At 30.1% G+C, this 26,715-nt stretch carries 24 protein-coding genes; 1 reads left to right on the forward strand and 23 read right to left on the reverse strand.

Going from position 1 to position 26,715, the window contains the following annotated elements:
• Positions 1-143: 143 nt before the first annotated feature.
• Positions 144-1,211: an ATP-binding cassette domain-containing protein gene (locus SCLAR_RS06430; protein ID WP_100255093.1), complete on the reverse strand. Its 1,068-nt coding sequence runs from the start codon at positions 1,209-1,211 to the stop codon at positions 144-146.
• Positions 1,204-1,836, reverse strand: a complete 633-nt coding sequence (locus SCLAR_RS06435) for a bifunctional 4-hydroxy-2-oxoglutarate aldolase/2-dehydro-3-deoxy-phosphogluconate aldolase (protein WP_100255094.1) — start codon at positions 1,834-1,836, stop codon at positions 1,204-1,206. The genes SCLAR_RS06430 and SCLAR_RS06435 overlap by 8 nt, the downstream gene beginning before the upstream one ends.
• A 54-nt stretch (positions 1,837-1,890) precedes the next feature.
• Between SCLAR_RS06435 and SCLAR_RS06440 the strand changes: the two genes are divergently transcribed.
• Positions 1,891-2,676 (forward strand): triphosphoribosyl-dephospho-CoA synthase, encoded by a 786-nt coding sequence (locus tag SCLAR_RS06440; protein ID WP_169921865.1) that lies wholly within the window; start codon positions 1,891-1,893, stop codon positions 2,674-2,676.
• Here the strand turns inward: SCLAR_RS06440 and SCLAR_RS06445 are convergent.
• The 21 genes from SCLAR_RS06445 to SCLAR_RS06545 form a co-directional block, all read right to left on the reverse strand.
• Positions 2,663-3,298 carry a nucleotidyl transferase family protein gene (locus SCLAR_RS06445; protein WP_100255096.1) on the reverse strand — a complete coding sequence of 212 codons (636 nt, stop codon included), beginning with the start codon at positions 3,296-3,298 and terminating at the stop codon, positions 2,663-2,665. The two genes, SCLAR_RS06440 and SCLAR_RS06445, sit on opposite strands and share 14 nt — an antisense overlap.
• Complete coding sequence (locus SCLAR_RS06450) at positions 3,276-3,695, reverse strand: nucleotidyl transferase family protein (RefSeq protein ID WP_100255097.1); 420 nt, start codon at positions 3,693-3,695, stop codon at positions 3,276-3,278. The genes SCLAR_RS06445 and SCLAR_RS06450 overlap by 23 nt, the downstream gene beginning before the upstream one ends.
• Positions 3,695-4,819: a citrate lyase holo-[acyl-carrier protein] synthase gene (locus tag SCLAR_RS06455; protein ID WP_169921866.1), complete on the reverse strand. Its 1,125-nt coding sequence runs from the start codon at positions 4,817-4,819 to the stop codon at positions 3,695-3,697. Before SCLAR_RS06455 ends, SCLAR_RS06450 begins: the two co-directional genes overlap by 1 nt.
• Positions 4,820-4,823: 4 nt before the next feature.
• Entirely contained in the window at positions 4,824-6,371 is a 1,548-nt protein-coding gene (gene citF / locus SCLAR_RS06460; protein ID WP_100255099.1) for a citrate lyase subunit alpha, read from the reverse strand.
• A complete protein-coding gene (locus SCLAR_RS06465) occupies positions 6,371-7,237 on the reverse strand; it encodes an aldolase/citrate lyase family protein (protein WP_157795168.1) in 867 nt (288 codons plus the stop codon). Before SCLAR_RS06465 ends, citF begins: the two co-directional genes overlap by 1 nt.
• 28 nt (positions 7,238-7,265) lie before the next feature.
• A complete protein-coding gene (gene citD / locus SCLAR_RS06470) occupies positions 7,266-7,541 on the reverse strand; it encodes a citrate lyase acyl carrier protein (protein ID WP_100255101.1) in 276 nt (91 codons plus the stop codon).
• A gap of 4 nt (positions 7,542-7,545) precedes the next feature.
• Positions 7,546-9,558, reverse strand: a complete 2,013-nt coding sequence (locus SCLAR_RS06475) for a 2-hydroxycarboxylate transporter family protein (RefSeq protein WP_100255102.1) — start codon at positions 9,556-9,558, stop codon at positions 7,546-7,548.
• Between the two features lie 173 nt (positions 9,559-9,731).
• Complete coding sequence (locus tag SCLAR_RS06480) at positions 9,732-10,208, reverse strand: PTS sugar transporter subunit IIA (protein ID WP_100255103.1); 477 nt, start codon at positions 10,206-10,208, stop codon at positions 9,732-9,734.
• A gap of 131 nt (positions 10,209-10,339) precedes the next feature.
• A complete protein-coding gene (locus SCLAR_RS06485; protein ID WP_100255104.1) occupies positions 10,340-12,076 on the reverse strand; it encodes a DUF4209 domain-containing protein in 1,737 nt (578 codons plus the stop codon).
• A 143-nt stretch (positions 12,077-12,219) separates the two neighbouring features.
• A complete protein-coding gene (gene ptsP, locus SCLAR_RS06490; protein WP_100255105.1) occupies positions 12,220-13,938 on the reverse strand; it encodes a phosphoenolpyruvate--protein phosphotransferase in 1,719 nt (572 codons plus the stop codon).
• Between the two features lie 110 nt (positions 13,939-14,048).
• Entirely contained in the window at positions 14,049-14,312 is a 264-nt protein-coding gene (locus tag SCLAR_RS06495; RefSeq protein ID WP_100255106.1) for an HPr family phosphocarrier protein, read from the reverse strand.
• 85 nt (positions 14,313-14,397) lie between these two features.
• Positions 14,398-16,575, reverse strand: a complete 2,178-nt coding sequence (locus tag SCLAR_RS06500) for an ATP-dependent helicase (protein ID WP_100255107.1) — start codon at positions 16,573-16,575, stop codon at positions 14,398-14,400.
• Positions 16,565-17,299 carry an RDD family protein gene (locus tag SCLAR_RS06505; RefSeq protein ID WP_100255108.1) on the reverse strand — a complete coding sequence of 245 codons (735 nt, stop codon included), beginning with the start codon at positions 17,297-17,299 and terminating at the stop codon, positions 16,565-16,567. Before SCLAR_RS06505 ends, SCLAR_RS06500 begins: the two co-directional genes overlap by 11 nt.
• Positions 17,300-17,316: 17 nt before the next feature.
• Complete coding sequence (locus SCLAR_RS06510; RefSeq protein ID WP_100255109.1) at positions 17,317-18,276, reverse strand: glycosyltransferase family 2 protein; 960 nt, start codon at positions 18,274-18,276, stop codon at positions 17,317-17,319.
• Between the two features lie 280 nt (positions 18,277-18,556).
• Positions 18,557-19,771 carry a hypothetical protein gene (locus SCLAR_RS06515; protein WP_100255110.1) on the reverse strand — a complete coding sequence of 405 codons (1,215 nt, stop codon included), beginning with the start codon at positions 19,769-19,771 and terminating at the stop codon, positions 18,557-18,559.
• Positions 19,772-19,801: 30 nt separating this feature from the next.
• On the reverse strand, positions 19,802-20,932 hold the full coding sequence (locus SCLAR_RS06520) for a hypothetical protein (RefSeq protein ID WP_100255111.1): 1,131 nt from the start codon (positions 20,930-20,932) through the stop codon (positions 19,802-19,804).
• A 203-nt stretch (positions 20,933-21,135) separates the two neighbouring features.
• A complete protein-coding gene (locus tag SCLAR_RS06525; RefSeq protein WP_100255112.1) occupies positions 21,136-22,281 on the reverse strand; it encodes a hypothetical protein in 1,146 nt (381 codons plus the stop codon).
• A 236-nt stretch (positions 22,282-22,517) separates the two neighbouring features.
• A complete protein-coding gene (gene asnS / locus SCLAR_RS06530; RefSeq protein WP_100255113.1) occupies positions 22,518-23,882 on the reverse strand; it encodes an asparagine--tRNA ligase in 1,365 nt (454 codons plus the stop codon).
• A 12-nt stretch (positions 23,883-23,894) separates the two neighbouring features.
• Positions 23,895-24,965, reverse strand: coding sequence for an alpha/beta hydrolase (locus tag SCLAR_RS06535; RefSeq protein ID WP_100255114.1), 1,071 nt, complete (start codon positions 24,963-24,965; stop codon positions 23,895-23,897).
• 33 nt (positions 24,966-24,998) lie between these two features.
• Positions 24,999-25,901 (reverse strand): type I phosphomannose isomerase catalytic subunit, encoded by a 903-nt coding sequence (locus SCLAR_RS06540; RefSeq protein ID WP_100255115.1) that lies wholly within the window; start codon positions 25,899-25,901, stop codon positions 24,999-25,001.
• Between the two features lie 25 nt (positions 25,902-25,926).
• A complete protein-coding gene (locus tag SCLAR_RS06545; protein ID WP_100255116.1) occupies positions 25,927-26,712 on the reverse strand; it encodes a MurR/RpiR family transcriptional regulator in 786 nt (261 codons plus the stop codon).
• Between the last annotated feature and the right edge of the window lie 3 nt (positions 26,713-26,715).

Consider the following 26,715-nt stretch of genomic DNA (forward strand, 5'->3'; position numbering starts at 1 on the left):
CATCTTAATTTTTTCTAATTCCCTTTTGATAATTTGTTTTTTAATATTTTTAAGTTCTCTATCTTTTTTATAATCATAAATTTTAATAATGCCTTCACCAAGTTTAATTCTGTCTCATTTGAAATGCTTTTTAAAATCATTCTTTAGAAAGTCAATATATTCAGTTCAAACTCACTATAAATTTGAGCAATATTTTCATGCAAATGTAAGTGCTGCGACATCTCTTTGTCATAATTAAGAATTTTTTTAACTTCATAACGAATATTCTTAACAAGTTTTTTTGAAATATTAGGCTCATTGCCAATTGAGGTTAATAATTTTTTAATATTACCTGAGTGAAAGATGATGTTTTTAAAGGCAATCTTATCAACGTCACTCTTATTAATTTTCTCATTGGTTTCTAATTCCTTTAAGATGCTTTTTTCAATCTTTAGAATCTTCTTTTCTCTTTCTAAAAATTCTTTCAACAAAACTTCAAGTTCATTGTGTTGACGTTTTAAAGTGGGTTCATTTAAACTTGCCATAAATTTTAACTGGTAGGTATTAAAATCAAAATCTATCATATCTTTAATGTAAAAATCCTCAACAATATTTTTACTATCCAAACTGATAATCCGATTGCAAAGTTCTTTGACAATCATTTCATCAGCTGATAAAAATATTAGGAGAGCATTATTTTCTGCTTGATATTTTTTTAAAAAATTAATAATTTTGATTTTCTCATCTAACCCATGTGTTGAAGAAATTGCATCAACAATTAAAACCTTGGGACGTCGTAAAACTGCTAAAAACATTGAGATAATTTGGTGTCAAACATAACTGCATGATGAAATTTGTCTATTTCAAATTTCTGCTAAGTTAAAAGTCTCAATCAAATTATTGTATCATTCATCATCAATCACATTGTGAATGTACTTGAAAAGTTTAACAATATCCTTAGTTTTAAAACCATTTGGTCAGCTATTATGCCTAAATTGATATCCAATTTGTTTATGGATATCTTTAATATCAAAATTATACTGCACGTAACCACTACTTGGTAAGAGCTCATTTGTGATTAACTTAGCAATTGTGGTTTTCCCAGATCCATGAGGTCCAACTAAAGCTAGACAGTCATTTTCATATAATTTTAAATTTAGATTAGCTAATTGCAGATTTTTCTTATTATAAACTCCAATATCAGTTATTTTTACAACAAGTTTTTTAGACATCTTTTACTTTGTTGACATATTGCTTGGCAATTGCCACAATTTCTTCATAACTTGCTTTAATTGGAGCACCACCAAGATCTGCAGTTACTCCTGCAGCAATACAACCAGCTTTTAAGTAGTCATTAATGTTGCTTAAATCAATTCCTCCAGTAGCTATAAATTTAAATTCAGGATGTGGGTTATGAATAATTTTGATGTAGTCAGTTGGCATTGCAGTTGCTGGAAAGAATTTAATTAAATCAGCTCCAGCCTTTCATAAACTATACATTTCTGTTGGGGTAATTGCCCCAGCAATGCACAAAACATTTTTTGCTCTTGCTCATTTTACTAGTTCAACACTAGCAATTGGTGAAACCAAGTACTGAGCTCCAGCCATTAACGAGACTTCGGCTTGATCTGTGTTTAAGACTGTTCCTGCACCAATGAAAAGTTCAGGAAAATCTCGACGAGTTTTTGTAATTAACTCCAAGGCATTAGGAATAGTTAAAGTAATTTCAATAAACTTAATGCCTGCTTCATGACTGGCTTTGATAATTTTATATGCATGATCAAAGTCATTTGTTCTTACAATTGTTGATAATTTGGCTGCTTCTAAGGCAGCAATATGGTTTTTAATTTGACTCATTTGTTGATTACCTTTCTGTTATATAATTATTTTATAATAAATTGTGGGGTTCAGATGAAAAATAAAATAAGTAAACAATTTTTAAAAGCTATTAAAACAGAATTTAGTTTTTATCCTTCATTAGGCTTAGTTTCTAAAAAGAATTCAGGTTCTCATCAAGATATGAACTATCATACCTATTTAAAGAGCTTTAAAGTTTTCAAACCCTATTTTTTAGAAATTGATTATAATTTTACTCAAATTAAATCATTTGATGACTTAAAAACAATTGGTTATAAGTATGAGCAATTAATGTTTAACCTTACCAAAAACATCAATACCCACAAGGGTTTAATTTTTTGTGCTGGAATTTTCTATTATTGCTTTAAATTGCACCAAGCTACAGGCCAAGACTTACAAAGTATCATTATAAATTTTTGCAAACCATTAAGAAATATGCACAGACCTGCCTCAAAATCGATGTCTCAATGTAAAATTTACAGTTTAAAGCATGCAATTGATTATGCCCTAACAGGTTATGAGATTGTTTTTGAGGGCTATAAAGTCTATAAAGCTATTGCCCAACTTGATTTATCAACCAATCTAAAATATTTTACAATGCTGATTTGATTAACTCTTCATTTAGATGACTCAACTTTGATAAACAAAATCGGTTATCAAGAATGATTAAAAGTAAAACAAAATTATGAAAAAGTCTTCTCTGATTTATTAGAGCAAAAGCTAACTTGGGCTCAAATCATTAAAATCAACAACGAAGCTATCAGACAAAATATTTCACCTGGTGGTTGTGCTGATATACTTGTTCTAATTTTGTTTTTAGATAACATTAATTATTCTTAAAGATTAATTCAGGATGAGCAATTGCTCTTTGATGATATTTTTGGTCACAAATTATTTTGTAGGTCTTGGTTGAAACTAAATTCTTCAAGCTTTCAAAATAATTTTCATAAATTAGCTTTCGAACCAATGAAGCACTGGTTGCTTTTTTTGCTTCCGCTAATCTTGAAATTTGTTTTAACGCTAAACCATGTTCTTCTAAAACTTTATGTAAAGTTTCATTGTATAATTTTGTAGTTTCTGAAAAAGGTTCATCACCAACATAGCGAGTGATGTTTTTTTTACCTTCTAGTAAATCACAAAATAAATTTGCATCTAAGTTTGATTGCTCTTTAATTGCTTGCAAGTTAGACTGTAAAAAATAACTTGGGAAAAAGTTTTTAGAAATCAAGTACTCTGTACCTGGCAATAAAGTAACATTTTCAAATTCATTAATATTTGCCTTAATTATTTTGGTTCTTTCTGCATATGTAAAGAAAGAATTATCTTCTGCAACAGGAATTAAATAGACATGTTCATTTTCACTAGCTGCAGTTTTAATTAAGTAAAGATGTCCCAAAGTTAAAGGATTTGCATTTAAAACTATAAAAGCAGTTTTGTCTTTATACTCTAAACTTTGGATCATTTTTTTTATAATCTAAGTAGGTTTGGTTTTTTAATGCTAGAAAAACTATTACATCATTCTCATAAATTTTTTTAAAGTTTAAACTTGTAAAAATTTGTTTATTAATAAATTTTGTAATTACAAAAGCATTATCATAACCATTTGTAAAAATTTCTTTTACCATCATTGTGATTAAGGAATTTGTTAAATTCATACCACTATATTCTTCACCAATGGCAATATTTTTAATTAAGTTATTTAACTTGCTGCAAACTCCCACAATTTCATTTTCAATGGTAGCAATAATTGTAGTGTCAACATCAGTATAATTTAAATCAAATTGATTTAAAAAATCAGTTACTTGAATTTTTCTTTTTGCATTATTTAAATCCAGTTTTTCAAATTGAACTTGATCCATTAAAGATTAATGATAATTTCCTTTAACTTAGCAAAATAAACTTGCAATGTTTCTAAAAAATTATTCCTGTCTTTATTCATAATGCATTCACAAATTTTCAAATGATATTGACCCATATTAAAACTCCCATCAATAATTTTTAAATCTATTTGATAATAGATGTGACTAAAAATTATCTCTAAATTTCTAAATAGATTTTTTGTATATTTTTTATTTGATAAAGCAAAAACCAAAACATAAAACTTTTTATTTCAGGTTTTCACTAAGTCAACATTTGCCTTATCAATTTTTTTTAATTTACTATGAATGGTTTTTATAATATAAAAACCGCTGTTGTCAAGGTTTTCAAAAACATCCAAGAAGAGCATTTGCTTAATCTGAATTCTCAAGTCAGTAATTTCAATAACTTCTGCTTTGGAAAGCTCTTTGATTTCAGCACCCATTGATTTTTTTAAATTAATTACACCGTACTCACTAAGTTCTTTAAGAACTTCACGAATTTTAGTGCGAGAAACTCCATACTTTTCTGAGAGTTCTATTTCTTTCAAACGATCTCCTGGTTGTAAATCTCCTTGACTAATTTCTTTAACAATATCTTCTAAAATATATTTATGAGGTAAGACAAATTTGACATCCTCATTTAATTTTTGTTCTGTAAAATCTAGTAACTCTTCATAAGAATGAGTTTGTTTGTAAGCACAAACTTTTGCAGGTTGTTCACACAAAAAACATTTTCTGGGGAACTCTGCTAAATCTTGACGAGATAGTTTGTCAAAAATACTTCTGTAAACATCAATATCTATTAAAACACTTTTATCTCCAATTAGATCTTCAAATTTAAGAGACATTTTTTTAACTTCATATGGATCTGCATCATTCATTCAAATATAATAAACGTATCCTACCGAATCTTCAATGAAATCATAGTTAATACTTTCAAATCTTTTACTCATAAAGGAAAGGTATTCAAAAAAATACTTTTTAATAAATTCTTTTTTCTTTGGACCAGTTTTATTATCACCAGGAATATTTAACCCAAAAGTAACTATAAAACTTTGAGAATTTAGTTTGCTTTCCAATAGTAATGTCCTTTTACTTCTAGCCTCTAAAATTTGTTCTAACATATTTTTATCCTTTCACTTTATAGATAACATCAAGAACTGAACCATCTCGGGCTTCAACAATTGCCACTGGTGTTGAATAATCTCAATCAATTGGTTTTGGTTCACCAACAATTGTTTTGGCAAATTCTTTCATCTCTTGTAAACTCTTTAATTTTACACCAGCAGTAGTCAATTGTTCAATTAAATCTTTTCTTAATGGGTTTACCGCAATTCCAAAGTCTGTAACAACAATGTCCACTGTATTTCCTGGTGTAATGATTGAATTTACTTTATCAACCACACAACTTAATCGACCTCGAATTAATGGTAAGCAAATTATTGAGACTTTTGCACCTTCAGCAGTATCAGAATGACCTCCTGATGCTCCTCGAATTACTCCATCACTTCCGGTCATAACGTTTACATTGAAATCAACATCAACTTCTAGTGCACTCAAAATAACAAAGTCTAATTTATTAACAAATGGTGATTTGTTGTGTGGGTTTGCATACATTGAGGCAGAAATTTCATGATGGTCATCATTTTCATAAATTGACTCAACTGCTGTTAAATCAAAACATTGAGTGTCAAGAATACTTGTCACTAAACCTTGTTGATAGAGTTCAACTTGATGAGAAGTAATTCCTCCCAAACAAAATGATGCTTTAATTTGCTTTTCAATCATATGTTTTTTTAAATGCTTAACTGCTGATAGTGATGCTCCTCCAGTTCCCATTTGAATTGAAAAACCATTTTTAAATAAATCTGTGCTAGTAATAATTTTTGCAATACTTTCAGCAATGATTTCTTCTTTGGGGTTGGTGGTTAAACGAATGGCTCCACTCATAATTCCTTTTGGATCTCCAATTTCTTCAACACAAACAACAGCATCAACATGAGTTTGGGGAATTGAAATTACCTTATTGGGGAATTCTACTAAATTATCAGTTAGAATAACTGTATATTTTGCATATTGGGCATCAACCATTGCATAACCCAAACTACCGCAACGTGATTTACCCATCATTCCATTGGCATTTCCCATGCAATCGCTAGCACTAGCTGCCATAAATGCAACATCAATTTTTAAATCTCCAGATTCAATTGCTCGAGCACGGCCCCCATGACTTCTAATAATTAATGGTTTTTTACATTTACCTGCAGAAACAAACTGTCCTAGGGTGTCTCGACACCCACTTGCTTGTAAACTAGTGACAATTCCACTTTCAATATAACTTGTTAAAAAGTTGTGAGCATCTGTGAAACTACTGCTAGCAACAGTTAAATCTTTGATTTTTAATTCTTTAATTGCTTCCATCACTAATTTAACAGTTTTGTCACCATTTCTAAAGTGATGGTGGAATGAAATTGTCATCCCATTCTTTAAACCACTATTTTTAATTGCAGTTTTTAAATCGACCACTTTGTCTCGCACAATTCCTTTATTTGGAAGTTGAGTCAAGATTGAACTAAAATTTGAGGTTTTAGCCTGATTTTTATTAAAAGGTTCTAGCTCATAGTTGAGTTGACCTATTTTTTGTAAGTATTCTTTTGTCAGTTCTGGTTTTTTCATTATTCTGCACCTACCATTCCAAATTCTTTTGCAAGTTCAATGATCTCTAATTGTTTTTCAACAACAGGTTTATCAACCATAGCTCCTTTAAATAAGAAAACTCCTTTGTTGTTTTTTAAACTTTCTTCAAAAGCTGCTTTCATTTCTAGAGCATAATCTAATTCTGCTGGAGTTGGTTGATAAATTTTATTAATCAAATTAATTTGATTTGGGTGAATTACTGATTTACCATTAAATCCTAACCCTTTGATAAATTTAAATTCTTCATTAAAGCCTTCCACATCATTTGTGTTTGCATAAATAACATCAAACGCATCTATTTTTAAGGCTCTTGCTACATGTACCAAGTGTTGACGAGCATACAGTAACTCTTGACGATTTGGCAGTCTACTTCCTTTTAAATCAAGTAAATAATCCATACCTCCAAGGGCCACCCCAACAATGCGGGGACTAGATTTTGCAATTTCATAAGCATTTAAAATTCCTAAAGCACTTTCAAAAGCTAAAAAGATTTTAGTTTCACAAGTACTATGGTACTTTGTTTCATATTTTTTTAGCAATTCAATTAGTGCTTCTACATCTGCCACAGTTTCTACTTTTGGCATACGAATCATGTTTACTCTAGCACTAACACTAGCTTCAATGTCTTTCTCAAAGAAGGGAGTGTCAATTCCATTAATTCGCACACAAGTTTCTATTTGACTTGCATTGTAATCAATATCTTTTAAAATTTCAACCAACAACATGCGAGCAGCATCTTTTTCTGAAAAAGCCACTGCATCCTCTAAATCAAACATAATAGTATCAGGTTTGTAAAAGACAGCATCTCGGTATAGAGCAGGTTTATCTGCAGGTAAAAATAACATGTGTTTTCTAGGTTTAGTTCGAGAAAAGTTAGTCATTTTTTGCTAAATATCTTTCTATACCAGTTTTTACCCTTGCTCTAATTACTGCTGGAATAGCACCTTGGTCGTTTATTTCCACAAGCACACCATTCACTTTATAATCTTTTAAAATTCCTGCTACAATTGTTTTAATTTCTTCACCAAATTGTTGAATAAATTTTGAATCAACAATAATTTCATTTTCTTGAGTGGTGGTTGGAGTAATAGTTACTAACATGTCTCCACTTTCAACACTACCCACAATTATTTTCTTATCTTTTGTCATAATTTTATAAAACTCCTCCTAAATTTGTTACAATTTCATTACCTTCTGGTGGTCATTGAGCAAAAGCAATAGCTGCAAAGATTAGAATCATACTTCCAGCAATTCTACAAGTGATTTGTCCAAATGGCATTAAGTTCATTCTTTCACTTGCCCCTAAAACAGCAATAGCTCCAGATCCACCTTGGGCTGTCATACAAAGTCCAGCAGAAACTGCACTTTCAACAGCATTAAATTTAAACATTTTTGCAAATAACATTGGTCCAACTGTGGCACCAAGTACAAACAAGAATGAAATAAATAATGCTTCAGGGTTTAGGGCTTTAATAAATTCATCTAGGTGAATGTAAATAATTCCAACCCCAACCATTAATAATCAAGTTGTTTGTTTTGAAATAAATTTGTTAATTTTTTCAGCACTTAACTTCATATCAGTTGGAATTACATTGAATAAATTTAATAATAAACAAATAATAATCATTCAAGCAAAGTTCGGTACTAAAATTTTAATTCTTTCTTCTGTAAAAATAGCCTTTTCAAATAGATCACTTAGCATATAAATCATCAAAATCATTAATAAGGCTGATGCAATAGTATGATCATTTGCTTTGGCACTACGATCAACTGTATGAATATCATGAAGCATTAATTTTCCATTTCCTGATAGAGAAGGTTTTGCTTTACCAACACCATTGATTACTGCTGCAGCAATTACAGACATAATTGAAGCCAGAGTTGAAATGGCTAATGCTCTAGTTACTCACAGTTCATTGTCATAACCAAATTTCTCAGCAATTTTACCAATTGGTTGGATTCCTCCACCATTTCCATCACATAAAATTGGTAATGCATAATATAAGATTAAGTTTTTAACTGACATACCAGTCATTAATGATCCAACCAATCCCAGAGCAACCCCTAAAAGTGTTCCAGCAAGGATTAGTACAAAAAACCCTCCTGTGGCTTTGATAATCATTTTTCTTGGTATCAGCAATACTGCACCAACTAGTAAAACTGAAATATATAAACTCAAGAAATCTTGGTTTTTAAATCAAGCTTCAACTGATGCATAAACATGGTGTCCAACATTTCATTCAACACCTGCCAATTTACCAGGGTTTGAAATAACCCCAAAGTAAACTAGAAATGCTCCAACAAACATTGAACCCATAACTGCTCCACCAAAATATTTTTTTCAAATTGGGATTTTACTAAAAATAACCCCTGAAATGATTGCAATTGTAAGTAAAATTGCAGGACCATAAATCATATTGGCCTCAACAATTCCAGTTAAAATTGTTGCCACTAAAATTCCCACAAATGATAGATACATTCATAAGGGAATGGTTCAGATTTTTAAATTGACTCATTCTTTAAAAGATCATTGGCTACATTGGTGAATTTTAATTTGAGTATTGCTTTTTCATAATTCTCATCTATTTTTTAAACTCAAACAGTAGTCTTCTCAACGTAATCCCATAGGTTTTCAAAGCATATCACCACTTGCAAACAACTCTTTTTGAGCTGTACGAACCTTTTCTTGTTTTTCTTTTCCTTTATATTGAGAGAAATCTGCTTCTTTTTCGAGATTCTTTCAACTTCTTTTGTAATTAATTTTTGATATTTTATAATCGATGGTTGTCAAATTTATACGGATATTATTTTCATGAGCACTGGCAAGACCATCAATCAAATCTTGCTTAGCTAATGAAAGGTTTTTGAGAGCTACCTCAACTCCCTCATTTAAGTAAGCCTTTCTATTAATGAAATAATTTTTAACCTCTTCAATAACTTTTGGATCAGCATTATTTGCTGTTAATTTGGCAATTTTTGCCTGGTGTTTATTGTCAAGTTTTTCATTACTCTTTTCAAACTTAGCTTGAGTTTCTAGAATCTGTTTTTCTAGGATTTGGATTTGTTTTGCCTCATAGCGATCCAACTTTTCTTTACTTTTCTCAACCTTAAGTTGTTTGCGTTGCTTTTTATCCTTAAAAAAACTAGTTTCTTCATTGGTTAGCAATGACTTTATTTTTTATTCCTCCATTCTGAAATTCTTATCAAGAATCTACATTATTGTTATACGCTATTTTTCTTAAATTGTATACAATTTTTAAGGAGAAATTGAAAATTGTATACAATTTCTTAAAGTTGACATAAAAAAACACCTAATTTAATTAAGTGTTCAATAAACTCTTACACAATTTTGGCAATAGCTTCTCCCTGTTTTACCTTACCTGTTTTTAGAATTTCAATTTTTTTACCGTTCATTGATTCACTAGTGAAAACTAGTGGTGTTTGAATTGAAGGTACTTTTTTTGCAATTAAGTCTAGATCAACTTCTACAAGTAAATCTCCGGCCATAACTTTTTTATCTTGTTTGACTTTTACATCAAACCCTTCTCCATCAAGTGAAACTGTGTCCATTCCAATGTGTAGCAATGCTTCTACACCACTTTTATTCTTAATTCCATAGGCATGACCTGATGGAAAGACTGTTACAAGTGTTCCATCCATAGGTGCATAGAACTTACCATTTGCTGGTATAAAAGCTAGACCCTCACCTAGCATTCCTTCAGCAAATACTTCATCTTCTACTTTGCTTAATTCAATAATCTCACCGTCAACAGGTGCCATTATTTCTAAAGCTTTGTCTTTTGTAAATAATCCCATTTAAATTTCCTCCACTAGGAATATTATAATAGAATTTTTGTTAAAAAAATATCCTAAGTTTAAAATATTTGAACAACAATGTGTCATTAATAATGGGAAATGTCCATGTTACTTAAGATAAAGTTCTTATTTTACATCTCATTTAATTCTGGTTCTAACATTAACTTTATTACACATAGTATGAAGTATACACAAAATCCATTGTCATTTAAATCCAGTCCATGAGCAATTTTATTCCTGATATTCATTGGTTCTTTTGTCATCATCTCTTCAAACAATCAACATACATCTTCTCCGAGATAACTTTTTAATTCTGGTGATTTAAACATAAATGATAAAGCCTTAGTTTGTTCTATTGGAAAGCTATTTAAATTTGATGTTTGTCCACCATTTTGGTATACCACTTCTCTAAATCAATACTCAATCTGTGGGACAATAACATATAGTGCAATATAAAAGTCCCCACTTAAAAATAGTTTAAGTCCTTTATTTATAAAATACAGTCTCTTCTCTAATATTGATTCCTTTTTAAGCATATATTTTAATAAATCAACGTCAAAATGATTTTCAAACATCACTTCTGATAAACTGCCAAACACTATCATAATCTCATTAATATGATGAAACAAGGTATAACTCTCTTTGCTCTCTTCGCTATTTGTTGAGAATACTGTTTGTTCATTTTCGTTTATAATGCGTTTGTTAAAGAATTCAAAGAGTGGCATATTTTTCTTATTATGCTCTCTTATAGCTTGAATTTCTTTTCTAGTTACTAATGGTAAATGTTTAATAATAAATCTGATTTGATCAATTAAACTAAGGCAAGGAAATCCATTAGTAAGATTATTGATTATTGTCTTTGTTTCTTCAGGTAATAGATCTTTTAAATTTTCATTAAAAATAACCTTACTAGAATTAGGTATTTCTTCAAGTTGTCTTTTTAAATCATCTAGTCTCTTTTTGGCAATTGCAAGTTTTTCTTGAATGCCACATGAGTGACACAGTCTAACAATATCTTCATAAAGTTTAATTGCAACTTGCAGATTATTAGCATCTAAAACTTCAATTCTCTTTTGGGCAACTGTTTCATAAAATTCTGCTAGTTCTCTAGCAGTGTTTTTTTCACTTTCTTTATTTCCATTCTTTTGATAATACTTCATTTTTAAATCAAAGGCAGGAGGAAATATACAGTCAAATCCCATTTGGTTAAATTTTGAACGATTTGATTTTGCAGTATCTCCTTGGCCTTTAGAAAATTCAATCATATTGTCAATCTTTAACAATATATCTGGATTTTGATTAACATCTTTATAGTCTAATAAAGTGCTTATAGCTTTAACTAAAAATCAAAACTTCTTCACTGACAATTCTTCATCATCAGTAAAATTGGTTATCTCAACCCATTTCTTAAGTTTTTCTTTAATTTGAGTTTTCTCATCATTATTTGAGGTTCCCAGTACCATCCCAAGCATCTCTGAAATAAGTGTATACTGCACCTCGTTTTCTAATAAGATATCTACAATTTTTAAAAAGGCTTCCAAAGATTTTTTTGAAAATTCAACAAACCTTTTACCATCTTTACCCTTATAAATATCAAGTTTACCTGAAAAGTTTAAGTCATTTGGCATAAAGAAGATACCTGTTTTGAATGAAAATCCTATAATTGCAATCATAAAGTCATCAGTTGTGGTGTCAAATATCTTTTCCATTTCAATATATAGTTGATTTGGCTTTTCTTGAAAAACCTTATCAACATTTTTGTCATTAGCAACTTTATTTACAACATCTTCACATGCTTTTACGGCTACAATATCTAAAAACAGATCCTTCTTACTTTCAATAAAATTATTTATTCAATTGTCTTTCACGCATATCACATCACTTTCTTAATTAAGATAATAATATCACCTCAATTAACTTATCAATATTTTTTACGTAATTTACTAAAAAATATTCTTCCTGCCTTAAAAACACAAATTAAAAAATCTCAAAATAATTTGAGATTTATGAATTATTTAGTTTGCATTAATTTATGTACAAGTGCTAAAACTTCATCAGTAGTATCACATTCAAGTGCTTTGTTAGCAAGTTCTGCTGTTTCTTTTCTAGTTAATTTAGCCATAATGCTTCTAGCTTTTGTGATGCTAGTTGCAGACATAGAGTAAGCATCAAGTCCTAGCCCCATTAATAATGGTACTGCTTCAGGTTCTCCGGCCATTTCTCCACACATTCCAGCTCACTTACCATGTTTGTGAGCTCCATCAATTGTTAATTTTAAAAGTTTTAAAATAGCTGGGTTGTATGGTTGGTATAAATAAGTCACATGCTCACTCATACGGTCAGCAGCCATTGAATATTGAATTAAATCATTGGTTCCAACACTGAAAAAGTCAGCATATTTAGCAAATTGGTCTGCCAACACTGCTGCTGCTGGAATTTCAACCATCATTCCAATTTGTAAATCTTTTCCTACTGCTACTCCAGCTTTTTCAAGTTCTGCTTTACAGTCTAAAGTAAATTGTTTGGCAGTCTTAAATTCATCAACTGTAGCAATCATAGGAAACATAATTCCTACTGGTCCAAAAGCACTAGCTCTTAATAGTGCTCTAATTTGGTCTTTAAAAATGTCTTTGCGATCAAGAGTAAAACGAATGGCACGATATCCTAAAAATGGATTCATTTCTTCAGGGAATTTAAAGTAAGATAGTTTTTTGTCCCCACCAATATCTAAAGTTCTAATAATGGTTACTTTACCTTGCATATCTGTAACTACTTGTTTATAAGCTTCAAATTGTTCTTCTTCAGTTGGGAAGTGATCATTATCCATGTATAAAAACTCTGATCTAAATAATCCAATTCCTTCTCCACCATTTTCTAAGACAGCTGCAACATCTTTGGGGCTACCAATATTTCCTTCTAACACAAAGCCATCGAAACCATCTTTTGTTACTGTTTTTTTAGTTTTAAATTGTTCTAATTCTGCTTTTTCCTTTTTAAAAGTTTCTGCTTTTTTGGTTCAAACATCTGTTTTTTGAGGATTAATTTCAATTTCACCAGTTGCCCCATCCATTGCTAAAACATCAGTTGCACTAACTGCACTTAAAATAGTTTTTAAACCTAAAACTGCTGGAATTTCTAAACTTCTTGCCATAATGGCTGCATGTGAAGTTCTACCCCCAACATTACATGCAAAACCTTTAACATAAGCTGGATTTAGTTGGGCAGTTTGACTTGGAGTTAAGTCTTCTGCCACAATAATTACTTCCTCAGCAATTGAAGCTAAGTCAGCTACTGGTAAGTTTAAAATATAACGAATCAAACGATCTGTGACATCTTTTACGTCTGCAGCTCTTTCGCGGAAATAATCATCTTCCATTGCACTAAACATTGCAATGTATTTTTCAGCAACCTCTCCAATTGCTTTTGCACCATTATAACTTTGAGTTTTAATCAGGGTTTCAAACTCCTCTGTCAAGGCTGGGTCTTCTAAAATTGAAGCATGAGCTTCAAAAATTGCTGCTTTTTCTGCTCCTAATTTTTCTTGAGCTATTTTTTGCAAATTTTCTAAATCTGCTTTTGCCTTTGTAATAGCTTGACTAACATTTGCTAATTCAGCTGTAACATCCTTTGCTGTATCTTGTGGAATTACAATTGGTTGTTCATCTAAAATATAAACTTTTGCTACTGCCACACCAGCACTAGCACCAATTCCCATCATTTTATTTGCCATATTATCTATGTCCTCCTTAAGTAATCAACTATAATTATACACAAAATCCTTACCATTAAAATCATTTCAACAGAAAAAAAATACCTTTTCTCAGGTATTTGCATCATAAATTAGATAATTGAATTATCTTTCATTGATTGCTCAATTGCAGTAATTGCTTCTTTTTCATCTGCACCTTCTGCTTCAACTGTTATTTCAGATCCAGTTTTTACTGCAAGTGCCATAACGTTCATAATTGATTTTAAGTTAGCTTCTTTATCTCCACATTTTAATTTGATATCAGAAGCAAATTTTGATGCTTCTTTTGATAATACAGAAGCTGGTCTTGCATGTAATCCGACAGGGTCGGTAATAATTGCTTTGAATGAAGTCATTTAATCTTCCTCCTAACATTTATATTATATAGGTTTACAAGCATTTTTTTACAAAAAATACTATTTTTTTCACTGTTTTTAAATTCTAGTGCTTAATTTTTGACCAAACACTCGACTTTATTGGGATGCTTTTCACCCCAAAAGCAGGGTTTTTAAATGCTACTTTAATAAATCGGTCTAAAATTTGCTCAACCAGGCCATCACCAAACATTAAATGGCTAATACAATCTCCAATTTCAAGTCCTGAATCTAGTTTTTCAGGTTCCTTTTCAACAACCCCAGAACTAAACTTCTGACTGGTCATAACTCCTGGTGAATGGAAAAAGATGTTTTTTTCAATGGTATAAAGTTCTGGATCTAATTCACCAATAAAGCGACTTGGTCCTAATTCATTTCCACCTGTAATGTAAGACCTTTCACCAACAACATAAGAGATATACAAGAGTTCTTGTGCTCTAGTAATGGCAACATAAAAGGCTCTTCTTTCTTCTTCAAGCCCAGCAATAGAGCTTAGGCTCATTCTAGATGGGAAAACTTCTTGATTTAATCCTGCAATAAAAACAACTTTATTTTCAAGACCTTTGGCAGAGTGAATTGTTAATAAGCTAACTTTATTTGGCACTTCTGTTTCACTTTCTGTGCTTGTAACCAGGGAAATATCTTGTAAAAACTTGTTTACCCTAACAATTGATTGGGGTTCTTTTTCATAGTCAAAATCAAATTGGGTCATTTGGTCTAAAAAAGTTTTAATATTTTGCTCTACTTCAAAGTCATCTTTATTTTTAAGGTTTAATTTGTCTTTTAAACCTGACTTATTAATTAAGATTTTAGCAACTTCAACAAGTCTTTCATCATTTAGGTAAGCTGTCTCTGCTAATTTTAACATTTGACAAAACTCTGCTAAATGTTTGGTAATGTCATTTACCAAATCAGTTCTTTGGGTTAACAATTCATAAACACTAATTTCTTGAATTCGAGCTGCATCAAAAATCTTTTGAGCTGTTACTGTTCCTATTTTGGGAACAAATTTAAAAACTCTTTCAATAGCAGTATCTTCATGCAAGGCAACCATTTTCAACAATGCTATAACATCTTTAATCTCTTTTCTTTCTAAGAAACGAAAAGCCCCGACTAAACCATAAGGAATACCTGCATTGGCTAACTCTTTTTCAAATTCAATTGATCAAGCATTAGTTCGGTACAAAACATAAATATCTGCATAAGTATATGCACCTGAGTCCACAAGTCTCTTAATTTCTTGGGCTACAAATTTTGCTTCAAAATTTTTTGAAGCTGCTTCTTTAATTTGACATTTACTACCTTCACTATTAACTGTAAAAATATCTTTTTTAACTCTATTTTTATTGTTGTCAATAAATTTATTAGCAAGATCTAAAATGTTTTTTGTTGAACGATAATTTTGAGTTAGCATAATTGTTTTGGCATTCTTATAGTTTTGTTCAAAATCCAAAATAATACTTAATTTTGCACCTCTTCATGAATAAATGTTTTGGTCTGGGTCCCCCACCACTGTCAAACAATTTCGCGCACCAACAATTCAACGAATTAAATCAAATTGAGAATAGTTGGTATCTTGAAACTCATCAACCATAACATAATCAAAACGATTTTGTCACTTGCCCCTAATTTCTAGATTATCTTTAAATACAGCATGAACTTTTAAAATCAAATCATCAAAATCTACTTTGTCATTTTGTTCTAAATGATTTTGATAATAACGATAAACTTTTGCATAACGTTTATCTGCTGGCAAAATACTTTCTTTTTCAGCTTCATTTGGTTTAAGAAACTTATTTTTTCAAACACTGATTTTACCAATAATTCTGCTTTCTTCTTTTGCTTTGGGGTCATATGCATCAAGGTGCTTTAGACCATCTTTAACAATCCGCACCTGATCTGCATGGTCGATAATTTGAAAGTTTGGTGTTAAACCTGCTGCTTGAAAATCTTCTCTTAATACCCGCACACAAAAGGCATGAAAAGTCATAATATATGGTACAGTTGTTTGTTGAGTAAGTTTATATACTCTGTTCTTCATTTCATTTGCTGCCTTATTTGTAAATGTAACTGCTAGAATTTTTCTGGGATTAATTTTTTCATGGGCAATTAAGTAAGCAATTTTTGTTGTAATTACTCTTGTTTTACCACTTCCAGCCCCAGCAATTATCCTTAAAGGCACATCACTAGTAATAACACTGGATAGTTGTTGGTCATTTAAATCTGCTAAAATATTACTCATCATTTTGTTCCTCCAATCTTTGTGTTTCTTCTTCTATTTCTGGTTCCTTAAAAATTTCTTCAACTGGGATAATCCCAGGTTTTTTGTCCTCTAAATGAACATGAAATGTGACAGGTTCTGCTTCATTTATTATTGTAAATTGTTTTTCTGGTTTTTTTACACAAAATATTTTTAATTTATAATCAATACTTGATTGGTGATTTTTTTGTAAGTAGATTGTCACACAAACAAATAAGTATCAGCAAACATAAATTAAATACCCAATTCTTTGAATTAAATTAAGAGTTTCAGAAATATTCTCTTGACTAATGTTTTGGTTTTTACTCATAGCACTATAAACCACTATTGTGGTAATTTGACAAATTAATAAGATAAAACTGGGAATAAAAAGGTAATAGGTTTCTCTAGCTAAAAGTGCTAAAAAACCAATTTTTTTCTCATGTCGATCCAAACGTAAACCCAAAATTAATTTACCTAAAGTCATTCCTGCAAAAAAACTTGGTATAGTAACAAAGTAAAGCAAAATTACTAATAACCCAACAGCAGTGACAACTACTGCCCCAACTCAATCAGTAACTGGGTAAAAAATTAACAAAATTATTGATGGAATTGCTGTAATCACAACATCAAATAACCTAGCAAAAAAAATTCTTCCCAAGTGTGGTAGTTCTGCCCCTTGAGAAGTATTTTTGACTTCTAATTTATCAGTGTTGATTTCATTCATCATTATTTATCTCCAACTACTTATTTTTGGATATCTTTAAGATATTTTAAATAATTTTTACAAATTTCTGTAAACTTAGCATCTTTACTTTGTAAGAAAATTTTGTTTGCTTGTGTAAAGTCCTCAATTTTATTAACTACTTTTTTGTTAACAAAATCAATTGATTTTTTTAACAGAACTTTATTATCATAGTGTTTTATAGTTCATAATCAGATGTGTAACACTGATTTATAGTAAGCATAATATAGCTCATCTTTATACACTTTAAATTTACCCATTCTGCGATAATAATTAAAAATATGTGCCCACTGATTTACTGTATCAAAAGCAGAGTAATCTGGTTGTTGAATAATAATTTCTTCAATATATTTATCAGTTGCAATGTGCAGATAGTACTTTGTTTGGGTTAAAACCTTGTAGGTAAATAAAGCATCATATCTTACAAACCTTTGGAATTTAAAATTATATAATTGTAGAAGCTTAGTTCTAAATAATTTGTTAAACAAAATCAAGTTTGTGTATGCTAATGGTTCAGGCTCTTGTTCGAGTGCATAAAGTTTATCTAATTGTAAATAAGTTACTGTACCCACATCAACCATTCCAGATAACTTACCACTATATTCTAAAACATCAATATTAACATCTGGGTACTTTGCAAGATTTTGTGCAATTGTTTGAACAAAGTTATCTTCTAATGTATCTCCTTCATTAACAAATTTTATGTAATCACCTTCTGCAACAGAAATTGCAGTGTTGTAAGAAGCAGCTATTCCTTGTACTGAATTGTTCAAGACTAATTTAACATTTTCATGTTCTCAAAAAATATCCTTACCAAAGTTTTGTTTGGCATTTTCAACAATGCTGCGATCAAGCACCAAAATAATTTCAAAATCTTGATTACTTTGGCTTAAAATGCTTTGAAAGGTTTTCTCAAATACTGGTGTATTTTCTTTTGTTGCAATAATAAATGATAGTAACATTGGACCCAACTCCTTTTTTTAATTATAACAAAAATAGAGTGTAAATTTAGCAGGATTTGCGAATACCTCTATGATTGTGATTACTTTTAAATTAGTTTTAAATCTTAAAGTAAAGTAGCCAAAAAAAATTATTGTATTTTCTTGAGGTAATTTATTAAATAGCACCAATTTAAAAACCCACCACCGGTGGGTTTTTCTAGTTGCTTTAAATTATCAAAGCAACTAGATTTGCTGTAATATGAAAGTTGTTTTTTAAGCTCTTTTAAATTAATTTACCATCTTAAATAAATTTAATATTTCCAATGTGCATTTGAGCCTCTGCTCTAGCTCAATAAGCATTTCAAGCAGTTGACCAAACTTTTGTTTCAACTGAAATCATAATTAATAACTTAGTATCTTCTTCAATTCAAGCAGTTGATAATGTTCCTCAAGTTTCTTCTTCATTAACATTTTTATATGTTAATTTGAAAACTGATTTACTTGATCTACCATTCAAACTTATTTCTGAGTATTTAGGTTCATTATGACTAGCACCAGCAAAATCTTCGTTATCAATGCTGTCGCCATTTTCATTTTTTGAATCCTCAACTTTATTTACTAGATTTTCATCCTTGTTGATTGTAAAGTTATATTTATAATCACCTTGCACTCAATAGTAACCTGATAATTCATACTCCATTTTTGAGTACTTTTGCAAAAATTCTTCTCTTCCAAGATCAACATCAACTATAATTCAGTTGCTTTGAAAATCACTTTGTGTTGAATCATATGCATCACTTCTTGCAACATCAGTGCTAATTTCTGATATTTCACTCATTACATAGTCAAAGGTTATTTTCACCCCACCAGTATATCCAGAATTACTAGTGGCTTTTATTATTGCATATTCATAGTTAAGAACACTTACAAAAAAGTCTGAGGCCTTTAAATCAGTGTGTTCATTTTTACTTAAGACTCTGTCTTTAATTTCTTGGGTATTTACTTCAGAAATTTTACCTAAATCTTTGACATCAATAATACTGCTTAATTTTGGTAAGGCTTGTGTATCTTTAAGAACAATTTTTAAATTCTTGACCAACAATACTCCTTCAAATTTACTTTCATCATCCATATTGAACATCATCAAGTCTCCTGATGTTTCACCACCAACTTGTCGAGGTAAGTCTAGTAGTGCCACAAATCAACTATCATAGCTTTTAGTAAAAGATTTTGAAACTTCAACAAATTCTGCATTAGTTGAATTGTTTTTTAAAAGTTCACTCATAATATCAGTGGCAACAACCTTTTCATCATCTAACTTATCCATTATGTTGAATAAATTAATTTCCTGTGGTTCTAGTTTGATGTTGTTAAGATTAATTTTAGTTTTTTCATCTGGAGAGTAAATCTTGTCCTCAATTTTAAATGACTGATTTTCATTAGTTTTGCTAACTAAATTTGTTACTGTAGGTCCTGTCATTGACACTGCAGTTAATAATGATAATAATGTTTTCATAAACATTCCTCCTTATTTAGATTTATTTTTTTAGAAGTCCACAATAACAGAACCACTAGAAAAAAATATAAATCAACCAAGATAAATATCTAAATACTCATTCTCTTGGTCTGTCAAGTTTTTTGACCAACTATGGTCAAAATAAATTTTAATATGTAAATTGAAGACTCCAGTATCTCCATTTTCTAATAGTTTCTTTTTAATTATTTCAGTCTGTCCACAAAAATGCCTCTCACTAATCATTGCAGAAGAATCAACCACTTTGCAAAAATTGGTAGTTATTGTAGACTTCTCTTTAAATGGAGTTGGGTCATATCTGTTATACTCATCTTCTAACATAGAGTCAAACTTTTTAGTCAACTGGTTAAACGCTGGACTAATTGAAGTTGCTCTCATTTTAAGAATTTTTTTGGCAATATAATCTTCAATTTTTGTAAGAACAGAGTTATCATTTTCAATATAACCAATTCCTACTTCTGTTTCTAAAAAATTCTTATAGTCAGGAAATGTGTACCTATTCAAATCACTATAAACTTCATGTTTGATCTTGTAATCATTTACAGAGTTGTGATTTTCAATATATTTAACAAGATTTAAATTAGGCGTATTGTAGAAATTTAAGACTGGGATTTTTAAGTCGATTTTAAATTTATAGACTGTGCTTGTTAGTGTTGAAATTTGATATTCATATCATCCAAAATCATATTCTCCAATTGTTACAATTTTTTCATCATTAACGCTAGTGTTTAGCAATGTGCATTTTTTATTCTCGAAATTTAAACATTCACGCTTCTTCTCTTCACCAAGAAATTTCAGTGAGACTTTAACTGTGTTTGTTTTTTCAAAGCCGGTTTTTTCCAAGACTTTTTCTCAAGCTGAGGTGAATAAGTCCTTAACATCATACTTTGAACTACTAAGTACATCTCATCTGTTTAGTTGAGTGTAACTCCTCATTTTTGATGGAGAATGAAATGTATCATACAATTTTGATTTAATGTTGTCTACAGTTTTATTCTTAATTTCTAAAACAACCTCATCTGGAAGTTCATAAATTTTATTAGTGATACTATGTTGTGGAGGTTTAGCACCACAACCCATTACAAGACTACACATAATTATTATTACTAAAAACAATCAACTATTTTTTTTAAATCGGTTCATTGTTCGGTACCCCCTTTATTTTTAAGAAACTTTGTTGTTGCAAAGTTCACTTAACTTTCAAGTAGGCAGATTAATACAGAGCTGTTTTTAAAACATACTTTCTTAAATTGATACAGCGCTTATATTTCTATAAGTAATTTTATCTTACCACTGTTTTTTATAAAAGTTTTTTTATTTTTAAAATTTTAGTAACTATCATTTAGTTACATTTCAACACTCATATACTCAATAGTAAGATAATCTTTGTGGTTATAAAAACTACCAAAGTATAACTCAAAGTCTTTTTTTAGTGGTCAATGAAGTCAACCTTCATCAATCTTGGAACTAATTGTAAAGACAATTTTTGAAACATTTTCATCAAGGAAAAACTTGTTCTTGATGTGTTCAATCTGACCACAAAAATGGTTTTCACTAATTTTAGCTTCTGGATTTATTATTTTACAAAACCCTTCCTTATTCTCTACTTCTTTATCTTGAAATATTTTTGAATCGTATCTGCCATACTCATCTTCTAACAAAGAGTCAAACTGCATAAATAAATGATTGAAAGCAGTACCGATTGATTCTGATCTCATTTTAATAATTTTTTTGGCAATATAATCTTCAATTTTTGTAAAAATTTTATAATCATTTTTTAATTCACCAAGTCCGATTTCAGTTTTAAGAAATTCATAATATCCACCTAACTGATAACTATATAACTCATATTGACTTCCAAAAATTTTAGTTTCATTTCAAAAGTTGTGATCTTCAATGTAATCATCTAGAGTTAATCAGTAATAACTGCGAAAATTTAAAATTGGAATTTTCAAATTTATGGTCAATTTGTATACTTTACTCTTTTCAGTTGAAACTTCATACACATAACTTCTCATATCATAATCTGCTATTTTCACTACTTGTGAATTTTTTAGATTAGTATTCAAAAGTGAACATTCTTGGTCATAGATAGTTACACACTTGTTTATTACTTTTTTGTCAACTTGTTTCATGGTAACTTTTACAGTTTTATAATGGACAATGTCATTTTCTTCAAATATGCTCATTCGTGCTTCAAGGAATGAGTCATGAATTATTGACTCAATGTTTGGTAAAAAGTTTTCTTTAAAAGTGGCACTATAAGTGATTTGTGGTTTTTCATCATCTCCAAAAAGTTTATAAAATGAATTACTTATATTTGCTTTGGTTTCATCTCTAATTTTTTCAACAATTTTATCTGGAAGTTCCATCAAAGGTCTTTCAGCTGGTGAACTGGCCTCAGTATCTCTTTTTGGTCCGCAACCAATTACAAGGCTACACATGATTATTATTACTAAAAACAATCAACTACTTTTTTTAAATCGGTTCATTGTTTGGTACCCCCTTTATTTTTAAGGAACTTTGTTGGTGCAAAGTTCACTTAATTTTCAAGTAGGTAGATTAATACAGAGCTGTTTTTTTAAAACATACTTTCTTAAATTGATACAGCGCTTATATTTCTATAAGTATTTTTATCTTATCACCATTATTCACAAAAGTTTTTTATTTTTAAGAATTATTTGAATTTAAAAGCAAAAAAAGAGCAAAAGCTCTTTTAAAAATGTCTTTAAAATAATAGATTTTTTGGTGTTCGAGGGAAAGCAATTACATCTCGAATATTTTGAGCTCCAGTAACATACATAATTAATCTTTCAAAACCAAGACCAAATCCAGCAGATTTGTAATAACCGAATTTTCTCAAGTCATTATATCAACCCAACTCTTTTGGATCAATTTTCATTTCATGACAACGAGCAATTAGTTTATCATAATCATCTTCTCTTTGACTTCCACCAACTAATTCACCAATTCCTGGAACTAGTAAATCAACTGCTGCTACTGTTTTTTGATCTGCATTTAATTTCATGTAAAATGCTTTAATTTCTTTTGGATAGTTTATGACAAAGGTTGGAGCTTTGTTAACTACTTCACACAAATAACGCTCATGTTCAGTGCCTAAATCTAACCCAAAGTAAACATTGTTATCTTCAAAAACATGGCCATTAGCAATGGCTGTTTGTAAAATTTCAATGACTTGTGCATATTCAGTGACAACAAATTTTGCATCTCTAACTTTTTCAAGTTTTTCAATTAAACCTGGTTCTAGGTTTTTATCACAAAATTCTAACTCTTCACTAACATTTTCAAACAAGTACCTAATAACTGCTTTTAACATAGCTTCAATTAGTTCAATGTTATCTTTTAGGTCACTAAAAGCCACTTCAGGTTCAATCATTCAAAACTCAGAAGCATGTCTTGAAGTATATGAATTTTCTGCTCTAAAAGTTGGTCCAAAAGTATAAACTTTTTTAAATGCCTGAGCATATGCTTCTGCATTTAATTGCCCAGAAACTGATAAAGCAGCTTTTTTACCAAAAAAATCTTCAGCATAGTTTGCATCTGTGCGAGTTGTTACAATAAATGCTTCTCCAGCACCTTCTGCATCATTTTCTGTAATAATTGGTGTTTGTACATATAAAAAATCATTCGAATTAAAAAATTGGTGTATTGCAAATGAAGCAGCACTTCTTATTTTAAAAATTGCTTGAAAAGTTTTTGTTCTTGCTCTTAAATGAGCAATTTCTCTTAAAAACTCTGGTGAGTGTTCTTTTTTTTGCAACGGGTAATCTTCCACACATTGAGCTAACAATTCACATTTAGTGGCTTGTAGTTCAAATGGTTGAGGTTTTCCTGGAGTTAACACTACTGTTCCAGTCACAGCAACTATTGCAGCAACTCGGGCTTCACTAATTTTACTAAATCCAGCCACATCAGCTTTATAAACTACTTGTACATCATTGATGCTTGTTCCATCATTAAGCACTAAAAAACCAATACTTTTTCCTTGACGATGGTTTCTTACTCGAGCTATTAACTCCACTTGTTTGCCAACCAACTTCTGGTGCTTGGCATATAATTCTTTAATATCCATAAATTTTCCTCTTTATTCTAATTCTAGCGATTTTTTATCTTTTTTATCTGTTATTGTTAGCAATTCTCATTTATCAACTAACTCTTTAAACCTTTTTTCATCAGGTGAGAATTTATTAATAAAACTAGCTATTTCATAATTAAACGATTTAAAATGTAATCTGATTGCTTGTGTATGCATTGAGTTGGTATAAATTTTATAATGATCTAAATCTATTTTTTTGGAACGAGCTAACATCAACTCATAAGAATCAGTTGGTGGTGTCACTGCATCATCAAGACTATGAGTAAAAAATGTTGGTACTAATGGATCTGATCCTTTATTTACCAATTTCAAAACATCAGTATTAATATAATCAGTATGGGGATTTTTTTTCTGGTGAACTTTAATTTGTTTAACAACAAAAGCATTACTTTTTCTTTTTCTAATAAATTTTAAGTAAACCAATTTAACATGTTTAAACAAAGTACCTATATTATTATAGGTACAATCTGAAATCACAAATTTTAAATTGAGTTCTTTTAACATATTTGCATAGCGAACTGAAACATAGTTGACTACAAAGGCACCCATACTTGTTCCCATTAAAGCCAATTCATCAACCTTTTTATTTTTTTTCAACCAAGCTATGGCTGCTAATAAATCTTTATATTCATCAATTGCTGTGGTGGTGGCTTTTTGTGAATCCCCATGACCGCGAAAATCAAAGGTTAAAATATTTCAACCCATTTCAGCAAAGACTTTGGCATGATGTAAGGAACAATTTTTATGTCCTGCAAATCAGTGGCAAGCAATAACTCACTTATTGCTACCAGGATTTGGTTCATAATCATAACCAACTATTTTCAAGTTATCTTCAGTATTAAACTCAATAACTTTAATATTTTTAAAATCAGTAATTTCTAGTTCTGGTCGTTTATAAAATTTCTTCACGATATTGTTAGTTCTTAGAATTGATTGTACTTTTGGGTCGACACCTTTACGCTTTCTTCTTGAAGGTTTAAAGGGCCTCTCCAATGACATATAAAATATATATAAAAACTTTCGAACATTATTCGTCAGTGTTTTTCCTTCCTTACCCATAGGCCTACCATTCTCCTAACTTTCTGCCTAAAACTATTTAATTCAAGAAATAATTACTTTTAGATTTCCTGTGATTGCTAATTTTTGATTTTGATTAAGATAGATTGCAGATTCTCCCATCTTAAAGTCAACTCCATTAATTGTTCCTGAACCTGCAATTACTGTTAATTGATATCATGGAATTTCAGGATTTACTGCAAAGTTTTGTCCAGGTTGATATAAAAATAATGAAAAATATGGTGAGTCAAAAATTGCCCCTTGTGCTTGTCTAACAATTACATCAGCACTATCTGGAATTTTAATATTTTTTAGTGAGTCTTCAATATGTAATTCCCTAGGTTTTTTTAAATCATCTAAATGATCATAATCATACAATCGGTAAGTGATGTCACTTGATCTTTGTAATTCGTAAACTGTAACTCCAGGTGTAATAGCGTGAATCTTTCCAGGTTCAACATATAAAAAGTCACCTGGAGCAATGTCTACTTCTTTTAAAACTTCTTTTCAAGCTCCCTGTTCAATGGCAGTAGTCATTTCTGCTTTGGTTTTGGCATTATGACCATAAATTAATTTAGCTCCAACTGGACAGTCTAAGATGTATCAACTTTCAGGTTTACCCAAGGAATTATGGTGTTTTAAAGCATATTCATCATCTGGGTGCACTTGAACTGATAAGTAATCATTTGCTGTAATAATTTTTACTAATAGTGGGTATTCTGCACGACTATCAGCAAATAAAGCTTTATTTTGATAAAATTCTTTTAAAGAAATGGTTTTTCCTAAATAGTCAACATAACCCATTCCATTTTCATGAGCTGATATAACTCATGCTTCACCAATTTTTTCATTAGGGATTGCAAAACCAAAATCTCTGAGTTTGCTTCCCCCTCAAATTCTTTCTGAAAAATATGGCTTAATTTTAAAGATACTGTTCATCTTACTTTACCTCATAATTTACAATTTATTCTTCTGTATTTAAATAGTGATACATCAACAAGTCATTAAAGTAGTTGAATGGCACTGAGTGTGAAATATGTCCTTTGTAAATAGCACGATCTGGATTATCTACAATCAGTGTGTGAACTGATGATAGGTATTGAGTAATATCATTTGATGCTACTTTTCCAGAAACATAAATAATTTTTCTCCCTAGTTCTCCAATTTTTTCAATAAATTGATCTAATCTAGTCGAATTCCCATATCTTGTGAAAAAGACAAAGACATCATCATCTGATGATGAGTTGATTCTATCTTTTAATATCTCTTGATCACTATCTAGTAAAAAGGCATTATATCCTTCTTTATAGAAGAAGTTTGATAACTCTGAAGCTGGTCCAGATAATAAGTTTTCTCAGTAACAGAAGAAAATTCTTCCTTTATTACATGCTTTTAAAATGTTTAATGATTCAAAGATTGAACGCTTTTCAATCAAAGCATAGTTTTGTTTAATTAAGTTAATATATCCTGAAACAACATTTTCATCATTTTTGGCAATGTTAATTTCTTGATTTTCCACATCATTTGCCAATGAAATGGCAAAGTCTCTAAATCCTTTAATATTTAATTTTTTTAATAAACCATAAATTGCACTATAACCAGTTCCAGCTTCTTGTGCCATTCTTTCAATTTTCATATTTGTTTCTACAATTTCTTTTAGGTGTGTTTTGATGAAATTCACAATTTTTAACTCTTTAGTTGTTAAATCTTTTTCATCAATTGTTGTTAATTTACTTAAAAATGATCTCATTTT

This window comes from Spiroplasma clarkii (assembly GCF_002795265.1).
In the GTDB taxonomy this organism is placed as follows: Bacteria; Bacillota_I; Bacilli_A; order Mycoplasmatales; family Mycoplasmataceae; genus Spiroplasma_A; species Spiroplasma_A clarkii.